Here is a 23,229-nt window from a genome sequence, read left to right as displayed (position 1 = left end):
CTCAAGACAGCCCGTCTGCGCTACCATGCTGAGCCGGACGCGGCAGCCTGCTGCGCGCAGGAGTCAGCATGGCCCACCCGTTTGAAACCCTCACCCCAGACCTCGTGCTCGATGCCGTCGAAAGCATCGGCTTCCTGAGCGACGCGCGCATTCTGGCGCTCAACAGTTATGAAAACCGCGTCTATCAGGTCGGCATCGAAGACTCGGAACCGCTGATCGCCAAGTTCTATCGCCCGCAGCGCTGGACCAACGAAGCGATCCTGGAAGAGCACCAGTTCACCTTCGAACTGGCCGACGTCGAGATCCCGGTGGTGGCGCCACTGATCCACAACGGCGAAACCCTGCACGAACACGCCGGTTTTCGTTTCACCCTGTTTCCCCGTCGTGGTGGCCGGGCGCCGGAGCCGGGCAATCTCGATCAGCTGTATCGCCTCGGCCAGTTGCTCGGGCGCATGCACGCGGTCGGCGGCACCAAACCGTTCGAGCACCGCGAAGCGCTGGCGGTGAAGAACTTCGGCCATGACTCGCTGACCACCCTGCTGGAAGGCAACTTCATTCCCAAGAGCCTGCTGCCGGCCTACGAGTCCGTCGCCCGCGACCTGCTCAAGCGTGTGGAAGACGTCTACGCCAACACGCCGCACCAGAACATCCGCATGCACGGCGACTGCCACCCCGGCAACATGATGTGCCGCGACGAGATGTTCCACATCGTCGACCTCGACGACTGCCGCATGGGCCCGGCGGTGCAGGACATCTGGATGATGCTCGCCGGCGACCGTCAGGATTGTCTGGGGCAGCTATCGGAATTGATGGACGGCTACAACGAATTCCATGACTTCGACCCGCGCGAACTGGCGCTGATCGAACCGCTGCGCGCCCTGCGCCTGATGCATTACAGCGCCTGGCTGGCCCGGCGCTGGGACGATCCGGCGTTCCCCCGCAGCTTTCCATGGTTCGGCAGCGAGCGGTATTGGGGCGATCAGGTGCTGGCGCTGCGCGAGCAACTGGCGGCGCTGAACGAAGAGCCGTTGAAGCTTTTCTGACACGACACGTCTATACAACTGCCCGTACAATCGCTGCTTTGTTAGCTGCCTAAGCAAGGATTCTGCATGCAAGCCGCCAACCCGCGTCGCGGGTACATTCTGGGCCTGAGCGCCTACATCATCTGGGGACTGTTCCCGCTCTACTTCAAAGCCATCGCCGAAGTGCCGGCGGTGGAAATCATCATTCACCGGGTGCTGTGGTCGGCGCTGTTCGGCGCGCTGCTGTTGATGGTGTGGAAGCATCCCGGCTGGTGGCAGGAACTGCGCGACAACCCGAAACGCCTGGCGATTCTTGCGCTCAGCGGCACCTTGATCGCGGCCAACTGGCTGACCTACGTCTGGTCGGTGAACAACGGCCGGATGCTGGAGGCGAGCCTCGGTTACTACATCAACCCACTGGTGAACGTGCTGCTGGGCATGCTGATCCTCGGCGAACGCTTGCGGCGCATGCAGTGGCTGGCGGTTGGTCTGGCGGCGGTCGGTGTTGCGCAGCAGGTGTGGCAGGTCGGCAGTCTGCCGTGGGTATCGCTGGTGCTGGCGCTGACCTTCGGTTTCTACGGGCTGATCCGCAAGCAGGCGCCGGTCAAGGCGTTGCCGGGGCTGGTGGTGGAAACCTGGATGCTGGTGCCGATCGCCCTCGCGTGGCTGCTGTTCAATCCGACCGCCACCAGCGCCCAGGCCGAGTTCTGGACCACCTCCGAAGCCTGGTGGCTGGTGGCGGCCGGCCCGGTGACGCTGGTGCCGCTGGTGTGCTTCAACGCGGCGGCACGGCATCTGCCCTACACCACCCTCGGTTTCCTGCAATACCTGGCGCCGACGTTGGTACTGCTGCAAGCCGTGCTGCTGTTCGGCGAGCACTTGTCGTCCAGCACGCTGATCGCCTTCATGTTTATCTGGGCCGGTCTGGCGGTGTACAGCGTCGATGCATGGATGAGCTTGCGCCGGCGCAGCTGATCAAAAAACGCACAAACCTCCACAGGCCACGGTTCTCGTGGCCTGTATCGTTCCTTCCCAAGGTTATCCACAGCGTGATCCCCGCCGTTTGTGCGCAAGTCACTGAATGCTGGCGGTTTTTTGATCAATCTTCGCCAAGCCACAGCGGACGTAGCCTGGCGCTCAGTCTCTACAGGTTATCCACAGGCAGGTGCACGCTAAAACTGGATAACCCATTCCGCTCTCATGGATCAGTGCGCAACACCAGTTCCACCATCAAGTCATCGGCCAGGGTTTCCAGGCGCGATTGCAGCACGTCCAGCGACAGGGTCAGCGGCACTGCCAGGATCGCCTCGGCGTGGAACAGCGGTTCGCTGCTCATCGGCGCCGGGCGCACTTCGGTCACCAGCCGTTCGAGGTTGACGCCCTGCTCGCTCAGCAACCGAGTAATGTCGCGCACGATACCGGGACGATCATTGCCCACCAGTTCCATGGCGATCGGTTTCCAGGTGCAGGCCTGCTCGATACCGCTTTCGGCCACCAGCACGCGAATGCCCTGTGCCGACAGTGCTTGTAAGGCATCGACTAATTCGTCGTAAGCCTCCGCCGGCACACCGACCCGCAGGATCCCGGCGAACTGCCCGGCCATGCGCGACATGCGGCTTTCCAGCCAGTTGCCGCCGTGTTCGGCGATGCATTGGGCGATGCGCTCGACCTGCCCGGGCTTGTCCGGTGCGAAGACGGTGAGTACGAGGTGATCCATGGCGCAGCCCTCTTGTCATGACTTTTGTTATAGAAGAGCAAGTATAGGCAAGCGTTCCACAGACGCCTCAGACGCTCGAAGTCACAAATCGTGTACAACTTTTTATATTTAACTGGAACAATCCATTGGTTTTTTGAGAACATCCCGTTCCGCGCCGTGACCGCAATGCGTCATGGGGTCGCAGAACGACGTAATTAGTCTGATTTTCACAACCGCAACTCATCATGTAGTATGCCGCAGCGCGCACTACATAACGCTGGATCGATGTCTGCCCAAGGCATGTTCGCAACCCTGAAAGCCCCGTCAGCAAGGCCCCCAAGCCGTTGATTGGTCCCAACCCAGCCGCCAGCGATGGCATGTACTGGTCGAAGGGTTTGTGGTTTAAATGGCCAGAGGCTTCATTGTTAAATTGACGAGCTGAAAAGCGAAATAGCTGAGCAGAGTGAGGCAAGCAATGACTGAACACGTTCAAGTCGGTGGCCTGCAGGTCGCCAAAGTCCTGTTCGACTTCGTGAACAACGAAGCCATTCCCGGTACCGGCCTCACCGCCGACAAATTCTGGGAAGGTGCCGACAAGGTCATTCACGACCTGGCGCCGAAGAACAAAGCCCTACTCGCCAAACGCGATGACTTCCAGGCTCGTATCGATGGCTGGCACCAGAGCCGTGCCGGTCAGCCGCACGACGCCGTGGCCTATAAAGCCTTCCTGCAAGAGATCGGTTATCTGCTGCCAGAAGCGGCTGATTTCCAGGCAACGACGCAAAACGTCGATGACGAAATCGCCCGTACCGCCGGCCCGCAACTCGTGGTGCCGGTGATGAACGCCCGCTTCGCCCTCAACGCCTCGAACGCCCGCTGGGGTTCGCTGTACGACGCCCTGTATGGCACCGACGCCATCAGCGAAGCCGGCGGCGCGGAAAAAGGCAAAGGCTACAACAAGGTGCGTGGCGACAAAGTCATCGCCTTCGCCCGTGCGTTTCTCGACGAAGCCGCGCCACTGGCGACCGGCTCCCACGTCGATTCCACCGGCTACAAGATCGCTGACGGCAAACTGGTCGTCACCCTCAAGGGCGGCAGCACCAGCGGCCTGCGCAACGACGCACAGCTGATCGGTTTCCAGGGTGACGCCAATGCGCCGATCGCGATTCTGCTGAAAAACAACGGTCTGCATTTCGAAATCCAGATCGACGCCAGCACCCCGGTCGGCCAGACCGATGCGGCCGGCGTCAAAGACATCCTGATGGAAGCAGCGCTGACCACCATCATGGATTGCGAAGACTCCGTGGCTGCCGTCGATGCCGACGACAAGGTAGTGATCTACCGCAACTGGCTCGGCCTGATGAAGGGCGACCTGGCGGAATCCGTGTCCAAGGGCGGCCAGACCTTCACCCGCACCATGAACCCGGATCGCACCTACACCAAGGTCGACGGCAGCGAACTGACCCTGCACGGCCGCTCGCTGTTGTTCGTGCGTAACGTTGGTCACCTGATGACCATCGACGCGATCCTCGACAAGCACGGCAACGAAGTGCCGGAAGGCATCCTCGACGGTCTGGTGACTTGCCTCGCGGCGATGCACAACCTGAACGGCAACACTTCGCGCAAGAACACCCGCACCGGTTCCGTCTACATCGTCAAACCGAAGATGCACGGCCCGGAAGAAGCGGCGTTCACCAACGAGCTGTTCGGTCGCATCGAAGACGTGCTGGGCCTCAAGCGCAACACCCTGAAAGTCGGGATCATGGACGAGGAACGCCGCACCACGGTCAACCTCAAGGCCTGCATCCAGGCGGCCAGCGAGCGCGTGGTGTTCATCAACACCGGTTTCCTCGACCGCACCGGCGACGAAATCCACACCTCCATGGAAGCCGGCCCGGTGGTTCGCAAGGCTGACATGAAGGCCGAGAAGTGGATCGGCGCCTACGAAAACTGGAACGTCGATATCGGTCTGAGCACTGGCCTGCAAGGTCGTGCGCAAATCGGTAAAGGCATGTGGGCGATGCCCGACCTGATGGCGGCGATGCTCGAACAGAAAATCGCTCACCCGCTGGCCGGCGCCAACACTGCCTGGGTTCCGTCGCCGACCGCCGCTGCGCTGCACGCGCTGCACTACCACAAGGTCGACGTGTTCGCCCGTCAGGCCGAGCTGGCCAAACGCGCGCGCGCTTCGGTCGATGACATCCTGACCATCCCGCTGGCGGTCAACCCGAACTGGACCCCGGAGCAGATCAAGAACGAACTGGACAACAACGCCCAGGGCATTCTCGGTTACGTGGTGCGCTGGATCGATCAGGGCGTGGGCTGCTCGAAAGTGCCGGACATCAACGACGTCGGCCTGATGGAAGACCGTGCAACGCTGCGTATCTCCAGCCAGCACATCGCCAACTGGCTGCGTCACGGCGTGGTCACCGAAGCGCAAGTGATGGAAAGCCTCAAGCGCATGGCGCCGGTGGTGGACCGTCAGAACGCCAACGACCCGCTGTACCGTCCGCTGGCCCCGAACTTCGACAGCAACATCGCCTTCCAGGCGGCAGTCGAACTGGTGATCGAAGGCACCAAACAGCCGAACGGCTATACCGAGCCGGTCCTGCACCGTCGTCGTCGCGAGTTCAAGGCTGCCAACGGCCTGTAACCTGCGCGGATGCCGGACATGAAAAAGCCCTGATCTTTCGATCAGGGCTTTTTTTGTGCTCGTGAATTTGAGATTGGTGAAGGGCTTTGGATCGCCCCCTCACCCCAACCCTCTCCCCAAGGGGTAGAGGGGGAAAGGGAGCAGATAGGGGACTTTTCAGAACCTGAGTTCGACTCAATATTTCAGGTCGGTGTATCTCGAACATTCACCTCGGTCAGTCCTCTCTCCCTCCGGGAGAGGGTTAGGGTGAGGGGGCTTTGGCTTAAGGCTCAATGCCCAGCTCATGTCTGACGAGACCGAGCAACTTGGCGGTATCGATCGGTTTGAGCAGGAAATCCACCACGCTCAGATGCATAGCCGCAATCGCGTCCTTCACGTCGGCATCGCCCGAAACAATGATGATCGGCATCGCCGCCCGTACCGATTCACGCACCTGACGAATCAGGTCCAGGCCATCGACATTGCCCATCCGCAGATCGGTGATCACCAGGCCGATGGAGGGCCTTTCCTCGAGCATCTTCAGCGCAGACTCACCGCTGGCCGCGGTCATGCAACGAATACCGTCCAACCCGAGAATCTCCGACAACAGTTCCCGGGCGTCCCTGTCGTCATCGACGATCAATACGCGCTGCGGTGGCAGATCGGGTTCGAGCATTACAGCGCTGAGCGCTTCGCGCTCGGCGTCGCTCAAAATATCGTGGTCGGACATGGCGTTCTCTACGTTTTCAATTCGATCCCCTGGCACAGTGGTCAGACATCGCTGGGCAGAGCTTCAATGTGCACTTCGTCGGATTTTTTTCCAAGGGGCGAACCGAAGAATTTCCGACTGATTTTGTAGGGCATATCCGAAAATTCCCCAACGGCATGCCCAACCTAGACTTACGTCCAATGGGCACCCCGCGCGATGGGGTCGACCATGGCTGCAACGATCCGACAACAACAATTCGAAAAAGACTGCGGTAATGGTTATGAGTAAAGCGGACGCCTTCACCCAGGCAGGGAAAACCGCGGTGTTGCAGAACATTCAGGGCACTTTGCAATTCCTCCAGCGCTTCCCCCCTTTCAATCAAATGGAACACGCCCACCTGGCCTACCTGGTGGAGCAATGCCAGCTGCGCTTCTACGGTCAGGGCGAAAGCATCATCAAACCCGCCGACGGGCCGGTCGAACACTTCTACATCGTCAAGCAGGGCCGGGTGGTCGGCGAGCGGCCGCACACGGCCAAGGGCGGCACCGAAACCACATTTGAAATCACAACCGGCGAGTGTTTTCCCCTCGCCGCGCTGCTCGGCGAACGGGCGACTCGCACCGAACACCTGGCCGGCGAAGACACCTTCTGCCTGCAACTGAACAAACTGGCGTTCATCAAGCTGTTCGCCCTCTCCAACACCTTCCGCGACTTCGCCCTGCGCGGAGTCAGCAGCCTACTGGATCAGGTCAATCAGCAAGTCCAGCAGAAAGCCGTGGAAACCCTCGGCACCCAGTACTCGCTGAACACCCGTCTCGGCGAATTGGCCATGCGCCATCCGGTGACCTGCAACCCCTCCACCCCACTGCGCGAAGCGGTGAAGTTGATGCACGAACAACAGGTCGGCAGCATCGTCGCGGTGGACGAACACAAGGCCCCGCTGGGGATTTTCACCCTGCGCGACCTGCGGCATGTCGTGGCTGAAGGGGCTGGCGATTTCAGCGAGCCGATCGAACGGCACATGACGCACTCGCCGTTCTATCTTTCGCCGGATCACAGCGCCTTCGACGCGGCGATTGCCATGACAGAACGGCACATCGCCCACGTGTGTCTGGTCAAGGATCGACGCCTGTGCGGCGTGGTTTCAGAACGGGATCTGTTCTCGCTGCAACGGGTCGATCTGGTGCACCTGGCGCGGACCATCCGCAGTGCCCAGCGGGTCGAACAACTGGTGACCCTGCGCGGCGAGATCGGCCAACTGGTGGAGCGCATGCTGGCTCACGGTGCCTCGTCGACCCAGATCACCCACATCATCACTCTGCTCAACGATCACACCGTGTGCCGGGTGATCGAACTGACCCTCGCCGAAAAAGGCGACCCCGGTGTGCCATTCAGCTGGCTGTGCTTCGGCAGCGAAGGCCGGCGCGAGCAGACGCTGCACACCGATCAGGACAACGGCATTCTGTTCGACGCGCGGGATGCGGCCCATGCGGCGGAGATTCGCGGCAAGCTGCTGCCCATCGCCCAGCAGATCAATACCAGCCTGGCGCAATGCGGTTTCACCCTGTGCAAGGGCAACGTCATGGCCGGCAATCCGCAGTTGTGCCTGTCCCGCGCCGAATGGGCCCGACGCTTTGCCGCGTTTATTCGCGAGGCGACGCCGGAGAACCTGTTGGGCTCCAGCATTTATTTCGACCTGCGCGTGGTCTGGGGTGATGAACAGGGCTGCGAGCAATTGCGCCGGGGGATTCTCGATCAGGTCGGCGACAACCGTCTGTTCCAGCGAATGATGGCCGAGAACGCCTTGCGCAACCGTCCGCCGGTTGGGCGATTCCGTGAGTTCGTGCTGACCCGCAAGAACGGCGAGAAAGCCACGCTGGACCTGAAAATCCAGGGCCTGACACCCTTTGTCGACGGCGCACGTTTGCTCGCACTGGCCCATGGCATCGACGCCAACAACACCCTCGAACGCTTTCGCCAACTGGTGGATAAAGAAGTCATCGACCGGCTGGATGGCGCCGCGTACGAAGAGGCCTACCACTTCATCCAGCAGACGCGCATGCAGCAGCATCAACTGCAGACCCGGGAAAACCAGCCGTACTCGAACCGGGTCGATCCCGACAGCCTCAATCATCTGGACCGGCGCATCCTGCGTGAATCCCTGCGCCAGGCCCAGCGCCTGCAAAGCAGCCTGACCCTGCGGTATCAGCTATGAGCCTGTTTTCGTGGCTGCGTCCGGCCAGCCCCGTTGTGCCGGACGACCTGCAACAGCGCCTGACGACACTGCCGGCCATCGGCGAGCTGCGCGAGTGCAGTCTGCGCGAACAACGCTGGGTGGTGCTGGATCTGGAAACCACCGGGCTGAACCTGAACAAGGATCGGGTGCTGTCGATCGGCGCGGTGGTGATCGAGGACGGTGCGATCGACTTCAGCCAGCAATTCGAACGCACCCTGCAATGCCGCGAGCTGAAACTCGGCCCGAGCGTGTTGATTCACGGTCTGGCACCGAGCGCGATTGCCGCCGGCAGCGAGCCCACCGAAGCCCTGGTCGAGCTGCTGGAGTTTATCGGCGACAGTCCGGTGCTGGCGTTTCACGCCTCGTTCGACCAGCACATGCTCGGCCGCGCGCTGAAAGAACATCTGGGGCACAAGTTGCAGACGGTGTTCCTCGATGTGGCGCAGATCGCCCCGCTGGTTTGCCCGCAGGCACACATTCGCGAGGCGGGGCTGGACGAGTGGATCGACTGGTTCAAGCTTGAAGTGTTCGAACGTCACCATGCGAGCGCCGATGCTCTGGCTACCGCGGAACTGGCGCTGATCCTGTTCAGCCGGGCACGCCAGCAGCAGATCCACAGTCCGCTGAATCTGCAGCAACGCTTGAGTCAGTGGAAACGCCGCCAGCAGACGCATTCGTTCTGAATCCGGGTTGCCGCCCGACAACCCGACCGGTGGCCAATTGCTAACCATTCCCACCTCTGCCACAATCGCGAACAATTCTCGTTAGTTAACACTTCCCAGTCGGTGTCGTCGTGTCTTCAGCCCAAAGCCCTCATAGTGAGCTCGTCGGTGCGTTGTATCGCGACCACCGCGGCTGGCTGCTGGCCTGGCTGCGGCGCAACGTGGCTTGCCCGCAACGCGCCGAAGACCTGAGCCAGGACACCTTCGTCCGCCTGCTCGGCCGCGACGAACTGCTGACGCCCCGCGAACCCCGGGCGTTTCTGGTGGCCATCGCCAAAGGCTTGTTGTTCGACTACTTCCGCCGGGCCGCGCTGGAACAGGCGTATCTGACCGAACTGATGCTGATCCCCGAGGGCGAACAACCCTCGGTCGAAGAACAGCAACTGATCCTCGAAGACCTCAAGGCCATCGACCGCATGCTCGGCAAGCTGTCGACCAAGGCCCGCGCCGCTTTCCTCTATAACCGCCTCGATGGCCTGACCCACGCCGAGATCGCCGACAAACTCGGCGTGTCGGTCCCGCGCGTACGCCAGTATCTGGCCCAGGGTATTCGACAGTGCTACATCGCGCTGTACGGTGAGCCAACATGAGCCCGGCCAGTTCCCGACCGGTCCCGGCCCATGTGCTGGATGCGGCGATTGCCTGGCAATTGACCCTCGATTCCAGCACCCCACTGGAGCGCGAAGAGTTCGCCAAGTGGCACGCGGCCAACGAAGAACACGCCCGCGCCTGGCGCCAGTTGGGCATGCTCGACCAGCGTTTCAGCGTGGCCAAGGGCCCGGCACGCAGCGCGTTGCTGCAATCGCGCGAAGGCATCCGCCGCCGGGTGCGCAAGCTGGGCAGCGGGCTGGCCAGTGTCGTGGCGGTGGTCGGTCTGGCGTTGTTTGCCGGCGAACGTTATCTGCCGCTGGATTACTGGCTCGCCGATCAACGCACCGCCACCGGCGAACAGCGTACGGTGCGTCTGGCCGATGGCACCGTGCTCAACCTCAATACCCACAGCGCGGTGGATGTCCGTTTCGATGAAAAACAACGCCTGATCGTGTTGCAGGAAGGCGAAATTCTTGTCGAAACCGGTCACGGCGATGCGCGGCCATTCATCGTCGAAACCGCCGAGGGCAGCATGCGCGCCTTGGGCACGCGGTTCCTGGTCAAGCGCGAAGACGCCGGCACGCGTCTGAGCGTGTTGCAGTCGGCGGTGGCGGCGCATCCGCAATCCGATCCGCAGGAACAGATCCTGCGCGAAGGCCAGCAAGTGCTGATCCGCCACAACGGTCTGGATTCGGTGGTGGCGCTCAACCCCGGCGCCGATGCCTGGACCCGCGGCATGCTGGTGGTGGACAACGCGCGCCTGGAAGACCTGGTGCGTGAACTTGGCCGCTATCGTCGCGGCCATCTGGGCATTGCGCCGGAAGTCGCCGACCTGCGCATCACCGGCAGTTTCCCGCTGCACGACACCGACAAGGCGCTGAACGCCCTGCTGCCGACCCTGCCGGTGCAGATCGAACAGCACACGCCATGGTGGGTGACCGTGGCCAAGGCGGATCCGAAGCCCTGACATTCAGCACTGCCTGCCCACGACAGGCCGCCTGCCACCCCCCTGAAAACGGACTTTCTGCTGACTTGCGCAGCGATGTCGTTCGTTAATCGAAATTATTTTCATCCAGCCCTATCACTTTTCGAATCTCGTCCGGCACACAGGCAATTGAGAAATATTTCCATTCAGGAGCCGCCGTATGTCCCGTTCGCTAGACACCTTGTTGCGCCCCAGTTTGCTGGCGGTCGCCATTGCCCTCTGCACTCCGCTGGCCAGCAGCCAACTGATCGCCGCTGAACAGGCATCGAGCGTGCGCGCCTACAACCTGCCGGCGGCTCCGTTGTCGACCACCCTGAACCAGATCGCCAGCCAGGGCGGCCTGACGCTGTCGCTGAACCCGTCGCTGGCGGCGGGCAAGACCTCGGCGCCGGTCAACGGCCAATATGACGCGGCCGGCGCCCTGCGCGCGGCGCTGCGTGGCACCGGTCTGCAACTGGAACAGAGCGGCGCTGGCACCTACACCCTGGTCGCCGTGCCGGAGGGCGCGATGGCTCTGCCGGAAACCTCGGTGATCGGCGTGGAAAACTTCGAAAGCGCCTGGGGCCCGGTCGAAGGCTACACCGCCACCCGCACCGCCGCCGGCACCAAGACCGACACCGCACTGGTCGAAGCGCCGCGTTCGATTTCGGTCGCCACGCGCCAGCAAATGGAAGACCGCGGCGTGCACAGCCTCGATGACGCCGTGCGCTACATGCCGGGCATCACCGCCAGCAGCTACGGCAGCGACACCCGCGCCGACTGGCTGCGCGTGCGCGGCTTCGAACCGACCCAGTTCCTCGACGGCCTGCCCCTGCCAAAAGGCGTGTACGCCAACCCGAAACAGGAAACCTGGAACCTCGACCGTCTCGCCCTGCTGCGCGGCCCGGCCTCTTCCGTCTACGGCCAGACCCCGCCGGGCGGCCTGCTGGACATGGTCAGCCGTCGTCCGAGCGATGTGCAGAGCAGCGAAATCCAGCTGCAATACGGCAGCGACAACCACCGCCAGATCAACTTCGCCAGCACTGGCAAGATCGACGACGCCGGCCAGTTTCTCTACGGCCTCAGCGGTGTGGTACGTGACAGCGGCACGCAGATCGACCACGTCGACAACAAGCGCTACAACATCGCGCCGAGCCTGACCTGGAACATCGACGACGACACCAAATTCACCCTGCTGACCCAGTTCACCCGCGACGATACCGGCATCACCAGCCAGTTCCTGCCGGTGCAGGGCACCAAGATCGACATGCCGTTCGGCAAGGTTTCCCACCACAAGAATCTGGGCGATCCGGACTGGGAATATTACGACCGCACCTACTACGCGCTGGGCTATGCCTTCGAACATCGCCTGAACGATGTGTGGCAGTTCAAGCAGAACCTGCGCTACACCAAGTCGGATCTGTCGTTCCAGGGCATCACCGTCGGCTCGTATCCGTTCACTCAAGTGGACAATGACGGCAACGTCGGCCGTACCACGACCATCGTCGACGAAGACATCAGCCAGTTCGCCGTGGACAACAACTTCCAGGCCGACTTCGCCACCGGTGACATCCGCCACACCCTGCTGCTGGGTCTGGATCACCAGCGCAGCAACACCAACTACACCTCGATCTTCGGCAGTGCGCCGGAGATCAACGTGAACAACCCGATCCATGGTCAGCCGATCGTGCGTCCGGCGCGCTCCACCGCGTTCTATGACTACAACCAGAAGACCTACCAGACCGGCCTCTACGTTCAGGACCAGATGGCCCTGGACCAATGGCGCCTGACCCTGGGCGGTCGTGAAGACTGGGTGCATACCAGCACTCAATTCATCAACAAGGGTGACGCCACCAACACCCAGCGTGACAAGGCGTTCAGCGGTAACGCGGCGATCAGTTATGTCTTCGACTCCGGTTTCGTGCCGTACCTGTCCTACGCCGAATCGTTCCAGCCGACTACTGGCGCCGACGCCTCGTCGACCGAATCACTCAAACCCACCGAAGGCAAGCAGTGGGAACTGGGCATCAAGTACCAGCCACCGGGCAGCAAGACCCTGCTGACTGCGGCCGTGTATGACCTGACCCAGAAAAACGTCTCGGTCAGCTCGTTCGTCAACGGCGTATCAATCACCAGTCAGACCGGCGAAGTGAAGGTCAAAGGCCTTGAGCTGGAAGCCGTCTCCGACGTCACCGACAACCTGAAGGTCATCGCCGCGTACACCCTGGCCAAGTCCGAAGTGCAGAACGGCGCCGACAAGGGCAACCGCCTGCAACTGATGCCGAATCAGCAAGCGTCGCTGTGGGCCGATTACACCTGGCACAGCGGTGTGCTCGACGGCTTCGGCATCGGTGCCGGCGCGCGCTACACCGGCAACACCTACGGCGACAAAGCCAACACCTGGCTGGGCAAGGCGGACGCCTACACCGTGTTCGACGCCGCCGTGCATTACGACCTCGGTCGTCTGGACAACAGCCTCAAAGGCGCGTCGCTGGCACTCAACGCCACCAACCTGCTGGACAAGGATTACATTTCCACCTGCGACAGCTTCTACTGCTACTACGGCGACCAGCGCAGCGTCGTCGCCAGCGCCACTTACAAGTGGTAAGCGCCTGAGCTGAACAGGCCCTGCAACCAGGCCGTCCCTCGTGGACGGCTTGGGTGTTTTTGAAGGTCATGAAATGAAAAGTAAAACCATTCGCCGCTGGTCCTTCGTCCACACCTGGACCAGCCTGATCTGCACCGTGTTTTTGCTGCTGCTGGCCCTGACCGGCCTGCCGCTGATTTTCCATCACGAGATCGACCACCTGCTGGGCGATGCGCCCCAGTTGCGGGTGATGCCGGCGGACACGCCGCATCTGAACCTGGCGCAACTGGTCGAAGCGGCGGAAAAGCATCGGCCCGGCGAAGTCGTGCAATATTTCGGCTTCGAAGACGACGAGCCGAATGCCGTGCTGACAATCATGGCCAGGACCGCCGGCACCGAGCCCAACTCCTCGCACACCTTCATGCTCGACGCGCGCACCGGCGAAGCCCTGGAAATGCCGTCGGCCAACGGCGGGCTGATGCTGTTTATCCTGCGCCTGCACGTCGACATGTTCGCCGGGCTGCCGGGCAAGCTGCTGCTGGCGTTCATGGGTTTGCTGTTCGTGGTCGCGATCGTGTCCGGCACGGTGTTGTACCTGCCGTTCATGCGCCGCTTGAAGTTCGGCACGGTGCGCCAGGACAAATCCACCCGCCTGCGCTGGCTCGACCTGCATAACCTGATCGGCGTGGTGACCCTGACCTGGGCGCTGGTGGTCGGCGTGACCGGTGTCATCAGCGCCTGCGCCGATCTGCTGATCGCCGCGTGGCGGGCCGAAGCCCTGACGACCCTGATCGCGCCCTACCGCGATGCCCCGCCCCTGACGCAACTGGCCCCGGCCACCCGTGTGCTGGAGATTGCCAGTGACGTCACACCGGGGATGAAACCGGACTTCATCGCCTTCCCCGGCACCCGGTTCTCCAGCGAGCACCACTACTCGGTATTCATGAAGGGCGGCACCCACCTGACCTCGCACCTGCTGACCCCGGTGCTGATCGACGCCAGCACCCTGCAAGTCACGGCGGTGGCAGAGCGACCGTGGTACATGGACGCCATGGGCATGTCGCAGCCGCTGCACTTTGGTGACTACGGCGGCATGCCGATGAAAATCCTCTGGGCCACGCTGGACGTGCTGACCATCATCGTCCTCGCCAGCGGCGTGTACCTGTGGGTGGTACGGCGCAAGGCCGCGAAACCGGTGCAGGAACCGGCGGAGGCCTCTGCATGAAACCGCGTCAGTCGAATTTCTGGAAAGTCTTCAGCACGCCGCTGGTGATCGCGCTGCTGAGTGCGGCGGGCCTGTTCGCGGCGTTGCTGGGCGACGGGATCTGGGATGGTTTGAGCTGGATTGGTCTGGGCATTCCGGCAGCCCTTGCCCTGCGCGGATTGCTGCAACATCGCTGAACGGCTTGAGCCTGACGGGCAACGCGCTATGCTGCCCGTCATTGCCCCTGACCGAGACCCTGCCGATGTCCGCTCCCAGCATGACCCTGTTCCACAACACCCTGTCCCCGTTCGTGCGCAAAGTCATGGTGCTGCTGCACGAGACCGGCCAGCAGGATCGCGTCGCGCTGCAGGACTGCGTGCTCAGCCCTGTCAGCCCGGACGCGGCCCTCAACGAAGACAACCCGCTGGGCAAGATCCCGGCCCTGCGCCTGGCCGACGGCAATGTCATCCATGACAGCCGGGTGATCCTCGATTACCTCGACCACCAGCACGTCGGCAATCCGCTGATCCCTCGCGACGGCTCGGCCCGCTGGCGGCGCCTGACCCTGGCCTCGATGGCCGACGGGATCATGGACGCCTCGGTCATGGTGCGTTACGAGCAAGTGCTGCGCGCCCCGGAAAAACACTGGGACGAATGGCTCGAGGCCCAGCGCGAGAAGATCCGCCGCGCCCTCGCCCTGCTGGAACGCGACGCGATTGCCGAACTGACCTGCCACTTCGACGTCGCTTCGATCAGCGTGGCCTGTGCGCTGGGTTATCTGGATCTGCGCTTTCCGGATCTGGGCTGGCGTGACGCCAACCCGCAACTGGCCAACTGGTTCTTTGAAGTGAGCCAGCGGCCGTCGATGATTGCGACGATGCCGAAGGCTTGACGCACCGGGCGGGAGGTAACGAGGCAAAGATCAGCGTCATCAACACCTCGGCCTCCCGCTGCTCCTCACGCAACCCAACGAACCGGCTCATTGCACCGCTCCGATATCGAACTCCAGCGATTTGGCCGGTTTCTGCCCGATCCCGTACCAATCCAGATTGCGGGTCAGCACCATGAACACACCGAGCAGACCGAACAGCAGCAGCGAACCCATCAGCAGCGCGTAATCCTCGGCGCTCAGCAAGCCATAGAGCAAGCCGTACAACGCCGCCAGCCCCGCCGAAAAACTCAAGCCATGCCGCACGCTGCGCAGCACGTGGCAGACGTAGAACCCGATCAACACCACACAACCGCTGGCCGACAACAGATACGCCAGGGCAAACCCGATGTGCTCCGACAACGACAGCAGCAACAGATAGAAGAACGCCAGCGCCACACCCACCAGCGCGTATTGCACCGGGTGCACCGCCAGGCTTTTCAGCACTTCGAACAGGAAGAAACCGGCGAACGTCAGGACGATGAACAGCAGCGCATATTTGATCGCCCGGTCGCTCTTCAGATATTGATCCACCGGATCGATGAAGCTCACGCCGAAACTGCGCTCGTTGAACGCCTCGCAATCATTGCCCGACACACAACGGCTCATCGCTTCTTGCAAATTAGTGGAGAAAAACGAGGTCTGCCAATCGGCGGTGAAACCCTGATCGTTGATCTCGCGTTTGGCCGGCAGGAAGTTGCCGATGAAGCTTGGGTGCGGCCAGTTGGCGGCGAGGTTCACGCGGCTGGTCTTGCCCACCGGCAGCACCTGCAACGAACCGGTGCCTTGCAGGCGCAGGTCGAAGCCGAAGGCCAGCTCCGTGGTTTTGCTGGTGTCCAGCGCCGGCAGCGTCACTCGCACACCCTCGCCCAGCCAGCCGACCTGAGTACCGGGCACGAAGTCCAGGCGTTGCGCGCCGAGTTCCAGCTTCAGGGCATTTTCGATCCCGCGAATGTCACTGATGCCGACCGCCAGGAACGGCGCATCGAAGGTGTAATCGACAAAATCCTCCTTGATCCCCAACTGCGCCGGCAGCGAGAAATGCCCACTGATGCGGTTGTCGGCATGGAACAGCCGCGCTTCGTAAATGCCCCGGGCCCGCAGTTCGGTCTGCACCTGGCCGTCGAGTTCAAAGCGCTCCGGGAGGAAATACAGGCGTCCACGTTCCTCACCGATTTCCTGGTATCGCTCGTCACTCTTCTCTTTGGTCTTCCAGGTGCGCACCACTTTGCGATACGGCACAACCATCACCGGCCCGCTGAGTTGCTGGCTGTAGCTTGAGCTTCTGGCGATGTCTTCCAGCACGCCGTCACGCAGTTGCTGGCGATCATCAATGATGCCGTCGATCATCAACAGCGGCACCAGCAACACCAGGATCAGCAGGGCAATGGCCCCGAGTTTTATCGTCAGACTTTTGTTCATGGGACTCTCCCTGTTTCGGTGGGCAGAGTCTGCGAAGGAGATGTGGGGGTTTTGTGGGAGGAATGTGGAGTTTGTGTGGAGACTACAACTGCAGAACGACTTCCACCCCGGCTTCGACGTTGCCGATGCGCATCGAACCACCGTGCAACTTGATCACCTCTTCGACAAAATTGAGCCCGAGACCAGTGCTTTTACGTCCGCTGTCCGGGCGTGGCAGGGAGTAGAAGCGCTCGCTCAAGCGCGGCAAGGCGTAGTCGGGAATCGGCGTAGTTTCGTTGAACAGGCGAAGCTCGACCCGCTCACCGATTTTCTCGGCGCCGAAGCGCAGCAGACCGTGCGACGGGGTGAAATCCAGTGCGTTCTCCAGCAAATTGCCCAGCGCCTGACGCAACAGAAACGGCTCGCCTATCAACGCCAGATCCGGCGCGATGGTTTGCTCGATCCGCAGTTGCCGGCCTTCGATGCGTGCCATTTGAGCCTGTAACAGCTCATCCACCAGCGCCGCCAATGGCACTGCGACGCGTTCCTCAAGACCCTGCCGCTGTTCGACCTGAGCCAGATTGAGCAGGCGTTCGATCAACTGCTGCATCCGAGCACTTTCACTGTCGATGTTGCCGACAAAACGTAGGCGCTGATCCGCCGGCATCTCGCCCTGCAACAACTCGGCGGCACCGCGAATGGCGGCCAGCGGGCTTTTCAGTTCGTGGGTCAGGGTGTGCACATAGCGCTCGACGTAGGCTTTGCCTTCGAGCTGGGTGCGCATCTGTTCCACGGCGGTCGCCAACTGCTCCAGCTCGCCACCGCGATAGTGCGGCACCGCCACCCGACGGCCCTCGCTCACGGCCTGGGCGTACACGGTCAAGCGGTGCAGCGCGCGACTGAGCCACCACGACAGCACGGCGCCGAGCAACAGGCCGAGGCCGATCAATCCGGCGCCGTAACCGAGCAAGCGGCGTTCGGTGCGATCGACATAGGGTTGCAGTGAACTGTTGGGTTTGGCCACGGTGACCACGCCGATGATCGCGCCGTTGTCGCGGATCGGCGCACCGACGTGCATCACTGAAGAATTCGGATCATTAGGGTCACTGCGGCTGGAGCGTGCGCCGTATTCGCCGCGCAGGGTCAGGTAGACGTCGTTCCAGCGCGAGTAGTCCTGGCCGACGGCCAGACCGCTGGAGTCCAGCACCACGATGCCCTTGGCGTCAGTGACGTAGATGCGGTGGTTGACCTGGTTTTTCGCCAGGCCCCAGATCGTCGCCTTCGGCTGGCGTTCGCCATAGGCGCGGAGCAATTCCGGCCAGCGATTCTGGTTGAGGGTGCCGGCCTTGAAATCGTCCCGCAGGATTTCCGCCATCAGGTTGGCGGTGTCGACCAGGGTTTCTTCGGTGGACTGGCGCACGCCGGGGCGGATTTCTTCCATCACGGTGTTGAGCACGAAATACCCGGTCAGGCCGATGAACAGCACGTACACCAGGAAAATCCGCAGCCCCAGCGACATCAGCTGTGCCCCGGGCTGTAGCTGTAACCGAGGCCGCGATGGGTCTGGATCGGCTCGGCCTCGGCACGCACCAGACGCAATTTGGCGCGCACGCTTTTGATATGGCTGTCGATGCTGCGCTCGTAACCGGCATCCGCCGCCACGCCCAGCGCATCGAGCAATTGCTCGCGGCTGAACACGCGCTCGGGTTGTTCGAGCAGGCATTGCAGCAGACGGAATTCGTGGCGAGTCAGGCTCAGGGGCTGGCCGCGATAGCTGATCTGTACGCGCTCGGGATCGATGCGAAACAGCGCCGAGGACGCTTCGATAATCGGACGTGGCGCCATGCGCTTGAGAATCGCCCGGACCCGCGCCGCCACTTCCCGTGGGCTGAACGGCTTGACCACGTAATCATCGGCGCCGATTTCCAGGCCCACCACGCGATCGATTTCGGCATTGCGCGCGCTGAGAAACAGCACCGGCACTTCGCTAAAGCGACGCAACTGTTTGCAGGTCTCGAAGCCGCTGATGTCCGGCAAGCCGATGTCGAGGATGATCAGATCCGCCGGGGTCTGGCGCTGATGCTCCAGCGCCGCCGCGCCCAGGCTCAGCCGGGTCGTGGTGAAGCCCTCGCCCTGCAAGGCAAAAATCAGCGTGTCGGCAATCGCCGCTTCGTCTTCGACAATCAGGATATGAGGCATGGCGTCCGAGCCTGTGGGTTAAGTGCGCGAACGGTGCCCCAAGCCCGGCGTTACGTCAATGAGACCACCAGCGTCGCGTCTCACAAATGCGTTCCTTTTTTGACGAGTGGCTGTTGTCGTCAGGCAAGGCGCCGCGACGAGTCATAGCCCGCTATGGCGAGGAGCGGCAACGCAGCATGACGGCAACAGACACCGTCAAAAAGGAACAGCATTTGCGAGACACGACGCTCGATCAGCAATCAGGTTTGTCAGCGGTGAAGCGTCGCGCCGGGTTCACCGCCGCGCCGAATTCGCGCAGGGCCTTGGCGCCGATCAGCAACGGGTAGTTGAAGTTGCTGCGGTCGGTCAGGTTGACTTCCACGGTACGCTTGACGTCGCCCAGGCACAGCTCCAGATCGACTACCGGGCGCTTGGCCACTTCGGTGCTTTCGCCCTCGTCTTCTTCATCCGAGCGACTCTTGATCTTGCTGATCCGCGCGACCTTGTGCTCGTACACCTTGTTGCTGGCGTCCTTGGTGGCCAGACGGAAACGCACCCAGTCTTCACCGTCACGGGTGAAGGTCTCGATGTCCTTGGCCGACAGCGAGGCGGTCAGCGCGCCGGTGTCCATCTTGGCCTTGAGCACTTCGCCGCCGATCTCCGGCAGTGCGATGTATTCGTAACGACCGTACAGGGTCGGTTCGGCGGCGAGCACCGGCAGGGCGACGAGGGAAAGCAGTGCAAGGAGGGATTTCACGTAAGGGGCTTCCTTGGGAAATGGGGGCGTCAGACGCGAGATTTTAGACCGTTGTTTACTTGATCGTTCCCACGCTCCACGTGGGAATGCATCAGGTGACGCTCCGCGTCACAGGGACGCAGAGCGTCCCCGGCGGCGTTCCCACGCAGAGCGTGGGAACGATCAGACTAACGCGCCACAGGTGAAACATTCGTCACCGGTGGATTTGGCCTGTCGGCCGAAGCCACTTATCATGGCGCGCCCATCTGTTTTCCAAGAGTTGCTTATGCGCCGCCTGCTCACCGGCTGTTTCGTCACCCTGCTGCTGTTGTCCAACACCCTGGTGCTGTTTGGCCCGCTGATGGTGTTCGCCGTGCTCAAGCTGATCCTGCCGGGGCGCTTTCGCGACTACGCCTCGTGGGCGGTGATGTGGATCGCCGAAACCTGGGCGGAAATCGACAAGCTGATCTTCCGCCTGTGCATCCCCACGCAATGGGACATTCGCGGCGGCGAAGACCTGCGCAGCGACACTTCCTACCTGGTGATCAGCAACCATCAGTCCTGGGTCGATATCCCGGCGCTGATCCAGACCCTCAACCGACGCACGCCGTTCTTCAAGTTCTTCCTCAAGAAAGAGCTGATCTGGGTGCCCTTCCTGGGCCTGGCCTGGTGGGCGCTGGATTACCCGTTCATGAAGCGCTACACCAAGGCGTTCCTGGCGAAGAACCCCGAGCTGGCCGGCAAGGATCTGGAAATCACCAAAGCGGCGTGCGAACTGTTCAAGCGTCAGCCGGTGACGGTGGTGAATTATCTGGAAGGCACGCGTTACACCGCTGCCAAAAGCACTCAGCAGCAGTCACCGTTCAGCCACCTGCTCAAGCCCAAGGCAGGCGGCGTGGCGTTCGTGCTGGCGGCGATGGGCGAACAGCTGGACGCGATTCTCGATGTGACCGTGGTTTATCCACAGCAGAAGATTCCGGGGTTCTGGGACCTGATCAGCGGCAACGTGCCACGCGTGATCGTCGACATCCAGACCCGCGAGCTGGATCCGGCCCTGTGGCAGGGCGATTACGAAAATGATCCGGTGTTTCGCGAGAAGGTCCAGAACTGGGTCAACCAGCTCTGGACCCTCAAGGATCAGCGCATCGCCGAACTCAAGGTCGAGCGCCGCTGAATCAACCGTTGGTGCCGGTGCCCCAGATGCTGCCCAGGCTTTGCAGCAGCGAACCGCCGACACCCTGTTGACCGAGATATTGCAGGAGGATCGGGGCAAACTGGCCGACCATCCCGCTGTCCATGCCCAACGCACCGAAGGCGTTGTTCAGGTCATTGGTGTCCTTGACGTTGCCCAGCGCATTTTCCAGCCCGGCGGACTTGCCCGACGAGCCGAGCAGACCGCTCAACGCCGCCAGACTGCCAGCGCCACCCGACAACTGGTCGATACCCGGTACTTCCTTGGCCAGTTCGGAATAATCGGTGCTGCTCAATTGGTTCTTCGCCAGGCCCAACATGGCACTGGTGCCACCCACCGCTTGTTGTGGCGTGAGGTCCAGTGCGCTCAGCGCACTCAACAAGCCAGCGGTTTCCGAGGTCGGCGCGGCCGTCGCAGCCTTGTCACCGCCCTGCATGCCCGATACCACGCCGGCCACATCATTCAAACTGAAACCGGCAAACACCGGCCCTGCCGCCAGGGTCAGGAGCGATGCCAGGGCAAAACCGCGTGAAATCTTCATTCAGACATCCTCTTGTGGCGTGAAGACCGCCCGGATACAGGCGATCAAACTGCCGGTTTGACCGGGTTGGCGGCAGCATGTTCCCCCAGACAGAAGCTGTGTTTTCTTGCATCAACCACAGGAAAACATTTCGTCCTGAGTCCACTTACTTCTAAGTTCTGCAGCTACCATTACAAATAGAACTAAAAACCTGTCATTTATGACAGTTGGAAATTTGGAAGGGGAAATGGAATATATGAACTCCAATTACGTAACGGAGTACGAACAATGAAACTGAAAGTTCTCGCGGGTGCGCTGGCTTGCCTGGCAATGCTGAGCACTGCTCATGCACTGGAATGCCCAAAGGTATCCGTGACCGATTCCGGAGGCGCGGAAGATCCGGTATTTACAGCTGCACGCATTAAAAGCGGAAACAAGCTCATTTGTCAGAATGATGGTAAAGGCAGTCTGGGCGTCACGACTGTTTTAGAGTCAAGCACTCCAATTACGCCTACTGGATCGGGTTGGGATAAAAACCTTGAGTGTGCAGTCACCGATGGTGATGCCAGCAAATGCTCGGTTAAATTGTGAGTTAGATGTTTAAAAAAGAGCAACCGAACCGGTTGCTCTTTTTTTGGCTACGACTTACGCCGCACTGAACAACTTATGCGGATCAATCACAAACTTCTTCGGCACGCCGGCATCGAACTCGCCGTAACCTTCCGGCGCCTGGTCGAGGCTGATGACTTGCACGCCCACCACTTCGGCGATGTTGATGCGGTCCCACATGATCGCCTGCATCAGCTGGCGGTTGTACTTCATCACCGGGGTCTGGCCGGTGTGGAAGCTGTGGGATTTGGCCCAGCCGAGGCCGAAGCGAATGCTCAGGCTGCCCATTTTCGCGGCAGCGTCCACGGCACCCGGATCTTCGGTCACGTACAGGCCCGGAATGCCGATCTTGCCAGCTACGCGCACCACGCCCATCAGCGAGTTGAGCACGGTGGCCGGGGCTTCGGATTTGACGCCGTCGTGACCATGACCACGGGCTTCGAAACCGACGCAGTCCACTGCGCAATCCACTTCAGGCTCGCCCAGCAGCGCGGCGATCTGTTCGTGCAGCGGGGTGTCTTTCGACAGGTCGACGATTTCGAAACCCTGAGCCTTGGCGTGGGCCAGGCGGATGGTGTTGACGTCGCCGACGATCACCACCGCAGCGCCGAGCAAACGGGCGGAGGCGGCAGCGGCCAGACCGACCGGGCCAGCGCCGGCAATGTAAACGGTGCTGCCCGGACCGACGCCAGCGGTAACGGCGCCGTGGTAACCGGTCGGCAAAATGTCGGAGAGGCAGGTCAGGTCACGGATTTTCTCCATGGCCTTGTCGCGGTCCGGCAGTTTCAGCAGGTTGAAGTCGGCGTACGGCACCAGCACATACTCGGCCTGGCCGCCGGTCCAGTCGCCCATGTCGACGTAACCGTAGGCACCCCCGGCACGGGCCGGGTTGACGGTCAGGCAGACGCCGGTGTGCTGCTCCTTGCAGGAACGGCAGCGCCCGCAAGCCACGTTGAACGGAACGGAGACCAGATCGCCGATTTTCAGGCTTTCGACGTCGCTGCCCTTCTCGATCACTTCACCGGTGATCTCGTGTCCCAGCACCAGACCGACCTGAGCGGTGGTACGGCCGCGCACCATGTGCTGGTCGGAGCCGCAGATGTTGGTTGAAACCACACGCAGGATGACACCGTGCTCGATCTTCCTGCCGCGCGGATCCTGCATTTTCGGATAGTCGATTTTCTGTACTTCGACCTTGCCAGCGCCGAGATACACCACACCACGATTGCCAGACATGCTTTCACCTCGCTGTTGTTTTTATGGAACCGCGCCGCCCAGGCAGGCAGCGCGTTAAGTGCTCGG

21 protein-coding genes are annotated in these 23,229 nt (G+C 61.7%); 13 read left to right on the top strand and 8 right to left on the bottom strand.

All coding sequences use genetic code 11. The features are described from left to right. Nucleotides 1-68 precede the first annotated feature (68 nt). Nucleotides 69-1,043: a serine/threonine protein kinase gene (locus CAF80_RS12885; protein WP_007959832.1), complete on the top strand. Its 975-nt coding sequence runs from the start codon at nucleotides 69-71 to the stop codon at nucleotides 1,041-1,043. 66 nt (nucleotides 1,044-1,109) lie between these two features. Beyond that, a complete protein-coding gene (gene rarD / locus CAF80_RS12880) occupies nucleotides 1,110-1,997 on the top strand; it encodes an EamA family transporter RarD (RefSeq protein WP_039768038.1) in 888 nt (295 codons plus the stop codon). Nucleotides 1,998-2,220: 223 nt separating this feature from the next. On the opposite strand, the gene CAF80_RS12875 is transcribed toward rarD, so the two are convergent. Then, the gene (locus CAF80_RS12875; protein WP_007959830.1) at nucleotides 2,221-2,739 is read right to left on the bottom strand and encodes a glycine cleavage system protein R; all 519 of its coding nucleotides are present in this window, start codon (nucleotides 2,737-2,739) and stop codon (nucleotides 2,221-2,223) included. A 454-nt stretch (nucleotides 2,740-3,193) separates the two neighbouring features. Between CAF80_RS12875 and CAF80_RS12870 the strand changes: the two genes are divergently transcribed. Next, on the top strand, nucleotides 3,194-5,371 hold the full coding sequence (locus CAF80_RS12870; RefSeq protein ID WP_074692165.1) for a malate synthase G: 2,178 nt from the start codon (nucleotides 3,194-3,196) through the stop codon (nucleotides 5,369-5,371). 262 nt (nucleotides 5,372-5,633) lie between these two features. On the opposite strand, the gene CAF80_RS12865 is transcribed toward CAF80_RS12870, so the two are convergent. Beyond that, nucleotides 5,634-6,080: a response regulator gene (locus tag CAF80_RS12865; RefSeq protein ID WP_074692163.1), complete on the bottom strand. Its 447-nt coding sequence runs from the start codon at nucleotides 6,078-6,080 to the stop codon at nucleotides 5,634-5,636. Nucleotides 6,081-6,333: 253 nt separating this feature from the next. On the opposite strand from CAF80_RS12865, the gene CAF80_RS12860 reads away from it, so the two are divergent. The 8 genes from CAF80_RS12860 (at nucleotide 6,334) to CAF80_RS12825 (ending at nucleotide 15,255) form a co-directional block, all read left to right on the top strand. Further along, nucleotides 6,334-8,274, top strand: coding sequence for a putative nucleotidyltransferase substrate binding domain-containing protein (locus CAF80_RS12860; protein WP_074692160.1), 1,941 nt, complete (start codon nucleotides 6,334-6,336; stop codon nucleotides 8,272-8,274). Continuing rightward, nucleotides 8,271-8,978, top strand: a complete 708-nt coding sequence (locus tag CAF80_RS12855; protein WP_039768033.1) for a PolC-type DNA polymerase III — start codon at nucleotides 8,271-8,273, stop codon at nucleotides 8,976-8,978. The genes CAF80_RS12860 and CAF80_RS12855 overlap by 4 nt, the downstream gene beginning before the upstream one ends. Nucleotides 8,979-9,088: 110 nt before the next feature. Continuing rightward, the gene (locus CAF80_RS12850) at nucleotides 9,089-9,607 is read left to right on the top strand and encodes an RNA polymerase sigma factor (protein WP_039768032.1); all 519 of its coding nucleotides are present in this window, start codon (nucleotides 9,089-9,091) and stop codon (nucleotides 9,605-9,607) included. Continuing rightward, the gene (locus tag CAF80_RS12845) at nucleotides 9,604-10,575 is read left to right on the top strand and encodes a FecR domain-containing protein (RefSeq protein ID WP_074692158.1); all 972 of its coding nucleotides are present in this window, start codon (nucleotides 9,604-9,606) and stop codon (nucleotides 10,573-10,575) included. Before CAF80_RS12850 ends, CAF80_RS12845 begins: the two co-directional genes overlap by 4 nt. A gap of 178 nt (nucleotides 10,576-10,753) precedes the next feature. Beyond that, nucleotides 10,754-13,180 (top strand): TonB-dependent siderophore receptor, encoded by a 2,427-nt coding sequence (locus CAF80_RS12840; protein ID WP_039768030.1) that lies wholly within the window; start codon nucleotides 10,754-10,756, stop codon nucleotides 13,178-13,180. A gap of 73 nt (nucleotides 13,181-13,253) precedes the next feature. Next, nucleotides 13,254-14,384: a PepSY domain-containing protein gene (locus CAF80_RS12835; protein ID WP_039768029.1), complete on the top strand. Its 1,131-nt coding sequence runs from the start codon at nucleotides 13,254-13,256 to the stop codon at nucleotides 14,382-14,384. Next, nucleotides 14,381-14,560 carry a hypothetical protein gene (locus CAF80_RS12830; RefSeq protein ID WP_039768028.1) on the top strand — a complete coding sequence of 60 codons (180 nt, stop codon included), beginning with the start codon at nucleotides 14,381-14,383 and terminating at the stop codon, nucleotides 14,558-14,560. Before CAF80_RS12835 ends, CAF80_RS12830 begins: the two co-directional genes overlap by 4 nt. A 65-nt stretch (nucleotides 14,561-14,625) precedes the next feature. Further along, the gene (locus tag CAF80_RS12825) at nucleotides 14,626-15,255 is read left to right on the top strand and encodes a glutathione S-transferase (protein ID WP_039768114.1); all 630 of its coding nucleotides are present in this window, start codon (nucleotides 14,626-14,628) and stop codon (nucleotides 15,253-15,255) included. 87 nt (nucleotides 15,256-15,342) lie between these two features. Here CAF80_RS12825 and creD read toward each other — a convergent pair whose 3' ends face one another. From creD to CAF80_RS12805, 4 genes are all read right to left on the bottom strand, one after another. Next, a complete protein-coding gene (creD, locus tag CAF80_RS12820; RefSeq protein ID WP_074692155.1) occupies nucleotides 15,343-16,713 on the bottom strand; it encodes a cell envelope integrity protein CreD in 1,371 nt (456 codons plus the stop codon). Nucleotides 16,714-16,795: 82 nt separating this feature from the next. Further along, nucleotides 16,796-18,211 (bottom strand): two-component system sensor histidine kinase CreC, encoded by a 1,416-nt coding sequence (gene creC, locus CAF80_RS12815; protein ID WP_039768024.1) that lies wholly within the window; start codon nucleotides 18,209-18,211, stop codon nucleotides 16,796-16,798. Continuing rightward, nucleotides 18,211-18,891: a two-component system response regulator CreB gene (gene creB / locus CAF80_RS12810; protein WP_085667420.1), complete on the bottom strand. Its 681-nt coding sequence runs from the start codon at nucleotides 18,889-18,891 to the stop codon at nucleotides 18,211-18,213. Before creB ends, creC begins: the two co-directional genes overlap by 1 nt. A gap of 232 nt (nucleotides 18,892-19,123) precedes the next feature. Further along, nucleotides 19,124-19,627, bottom strand: a complete 504-nt coding sequence (locus CAF80_RS12805) for an ATP-dependent zinc protease (RefSeq protein WP_064599935.1) — start codon at nucleotides 19,625-19,627, stop codon at nucleotides 19,124-19,126. Nucleotides 19,628-19,892: 265 nt separating this feature from the next. Here CAF80_RS12805 and CAF80_RS12800 point away from each other — a divergent pair, with 265 nt between their 5' ends. Then, entirely contained in the window at nucleotides 19,893-20,780 is an 888-nt protein-coding gene (locus CAF80_RS12800) for an acyltransferase (RefSeq protein ID WP_085667419.1), read from the top strand. 1 nt (nucleotide 20,781) lies between these two features. Here CAF80_RS12800 and CAF80_RS12795 read toward each other — a convergent pair whose 3' ends face one another. Next, nucleotides 20,782-21,339, bottom strand: coding sequence for a DUF2780 domain-containing protein (locus tag CAF80_RS12795; RefSeq protein WP_039768021.1), 558 nt, complete (start codon nucleotides 21,337-21,339; stop codon nucleotides 20,782-20,784). 267 nt (nucleotides 21,340-21,606) lie between these two features. Here CAF80_RS12795 and CAF80_RS12790 point away from each other — a divergent pair, with 267 nt between their 5' ends. After that, nucleotides 21,607-21,909: a hypothetical protein gene (locus tag CAF80_RS12790; RefSeq protein ID WP_074692150.1), complete on the top strand. Its 303-nt coding sequence runs from the start codon at nucleotides 21,607-21,609 to the stop codon at nucleotides 21,907-21,909. A gap of 54 nt (nucleotides 21,910-21,963) precedes the next feature. Here the strand turns inward: CAF80_RS12790 and fdhA are convergent, their stop codons facing one another. After that, a complete protein-coding gene (gene fdhA / locus CAF80_RS12785; protein WP_011336270.1) occupies nucleotides 21,964-23,163 on the bottom strand; it encodes a formaldehyde dehydrogenase, glutathione-independent in 1,200 nt (399 codons plus the stop codon). Nucleotides 23,164-23,229 lie beyond the last annotated feature (66 nt).

The sequence above is a fragment of the Pseudomonas sp. B34(2017) genome, assembly GCF_002112915.1.
GTDB classification, from domain to species: Bacteria; Pseudomonadota; Gammaproteobacteria; order Pseudomonadales; family Pseudomonadaceae; genus Aquipseudomonas; species Aquipseudomonas pharyngis.
The sequence above is the reverse complement of the archived record's forward strand: the minus strand, read 5'-3'. Positions and strand labels throughout refer to the sequence as shown.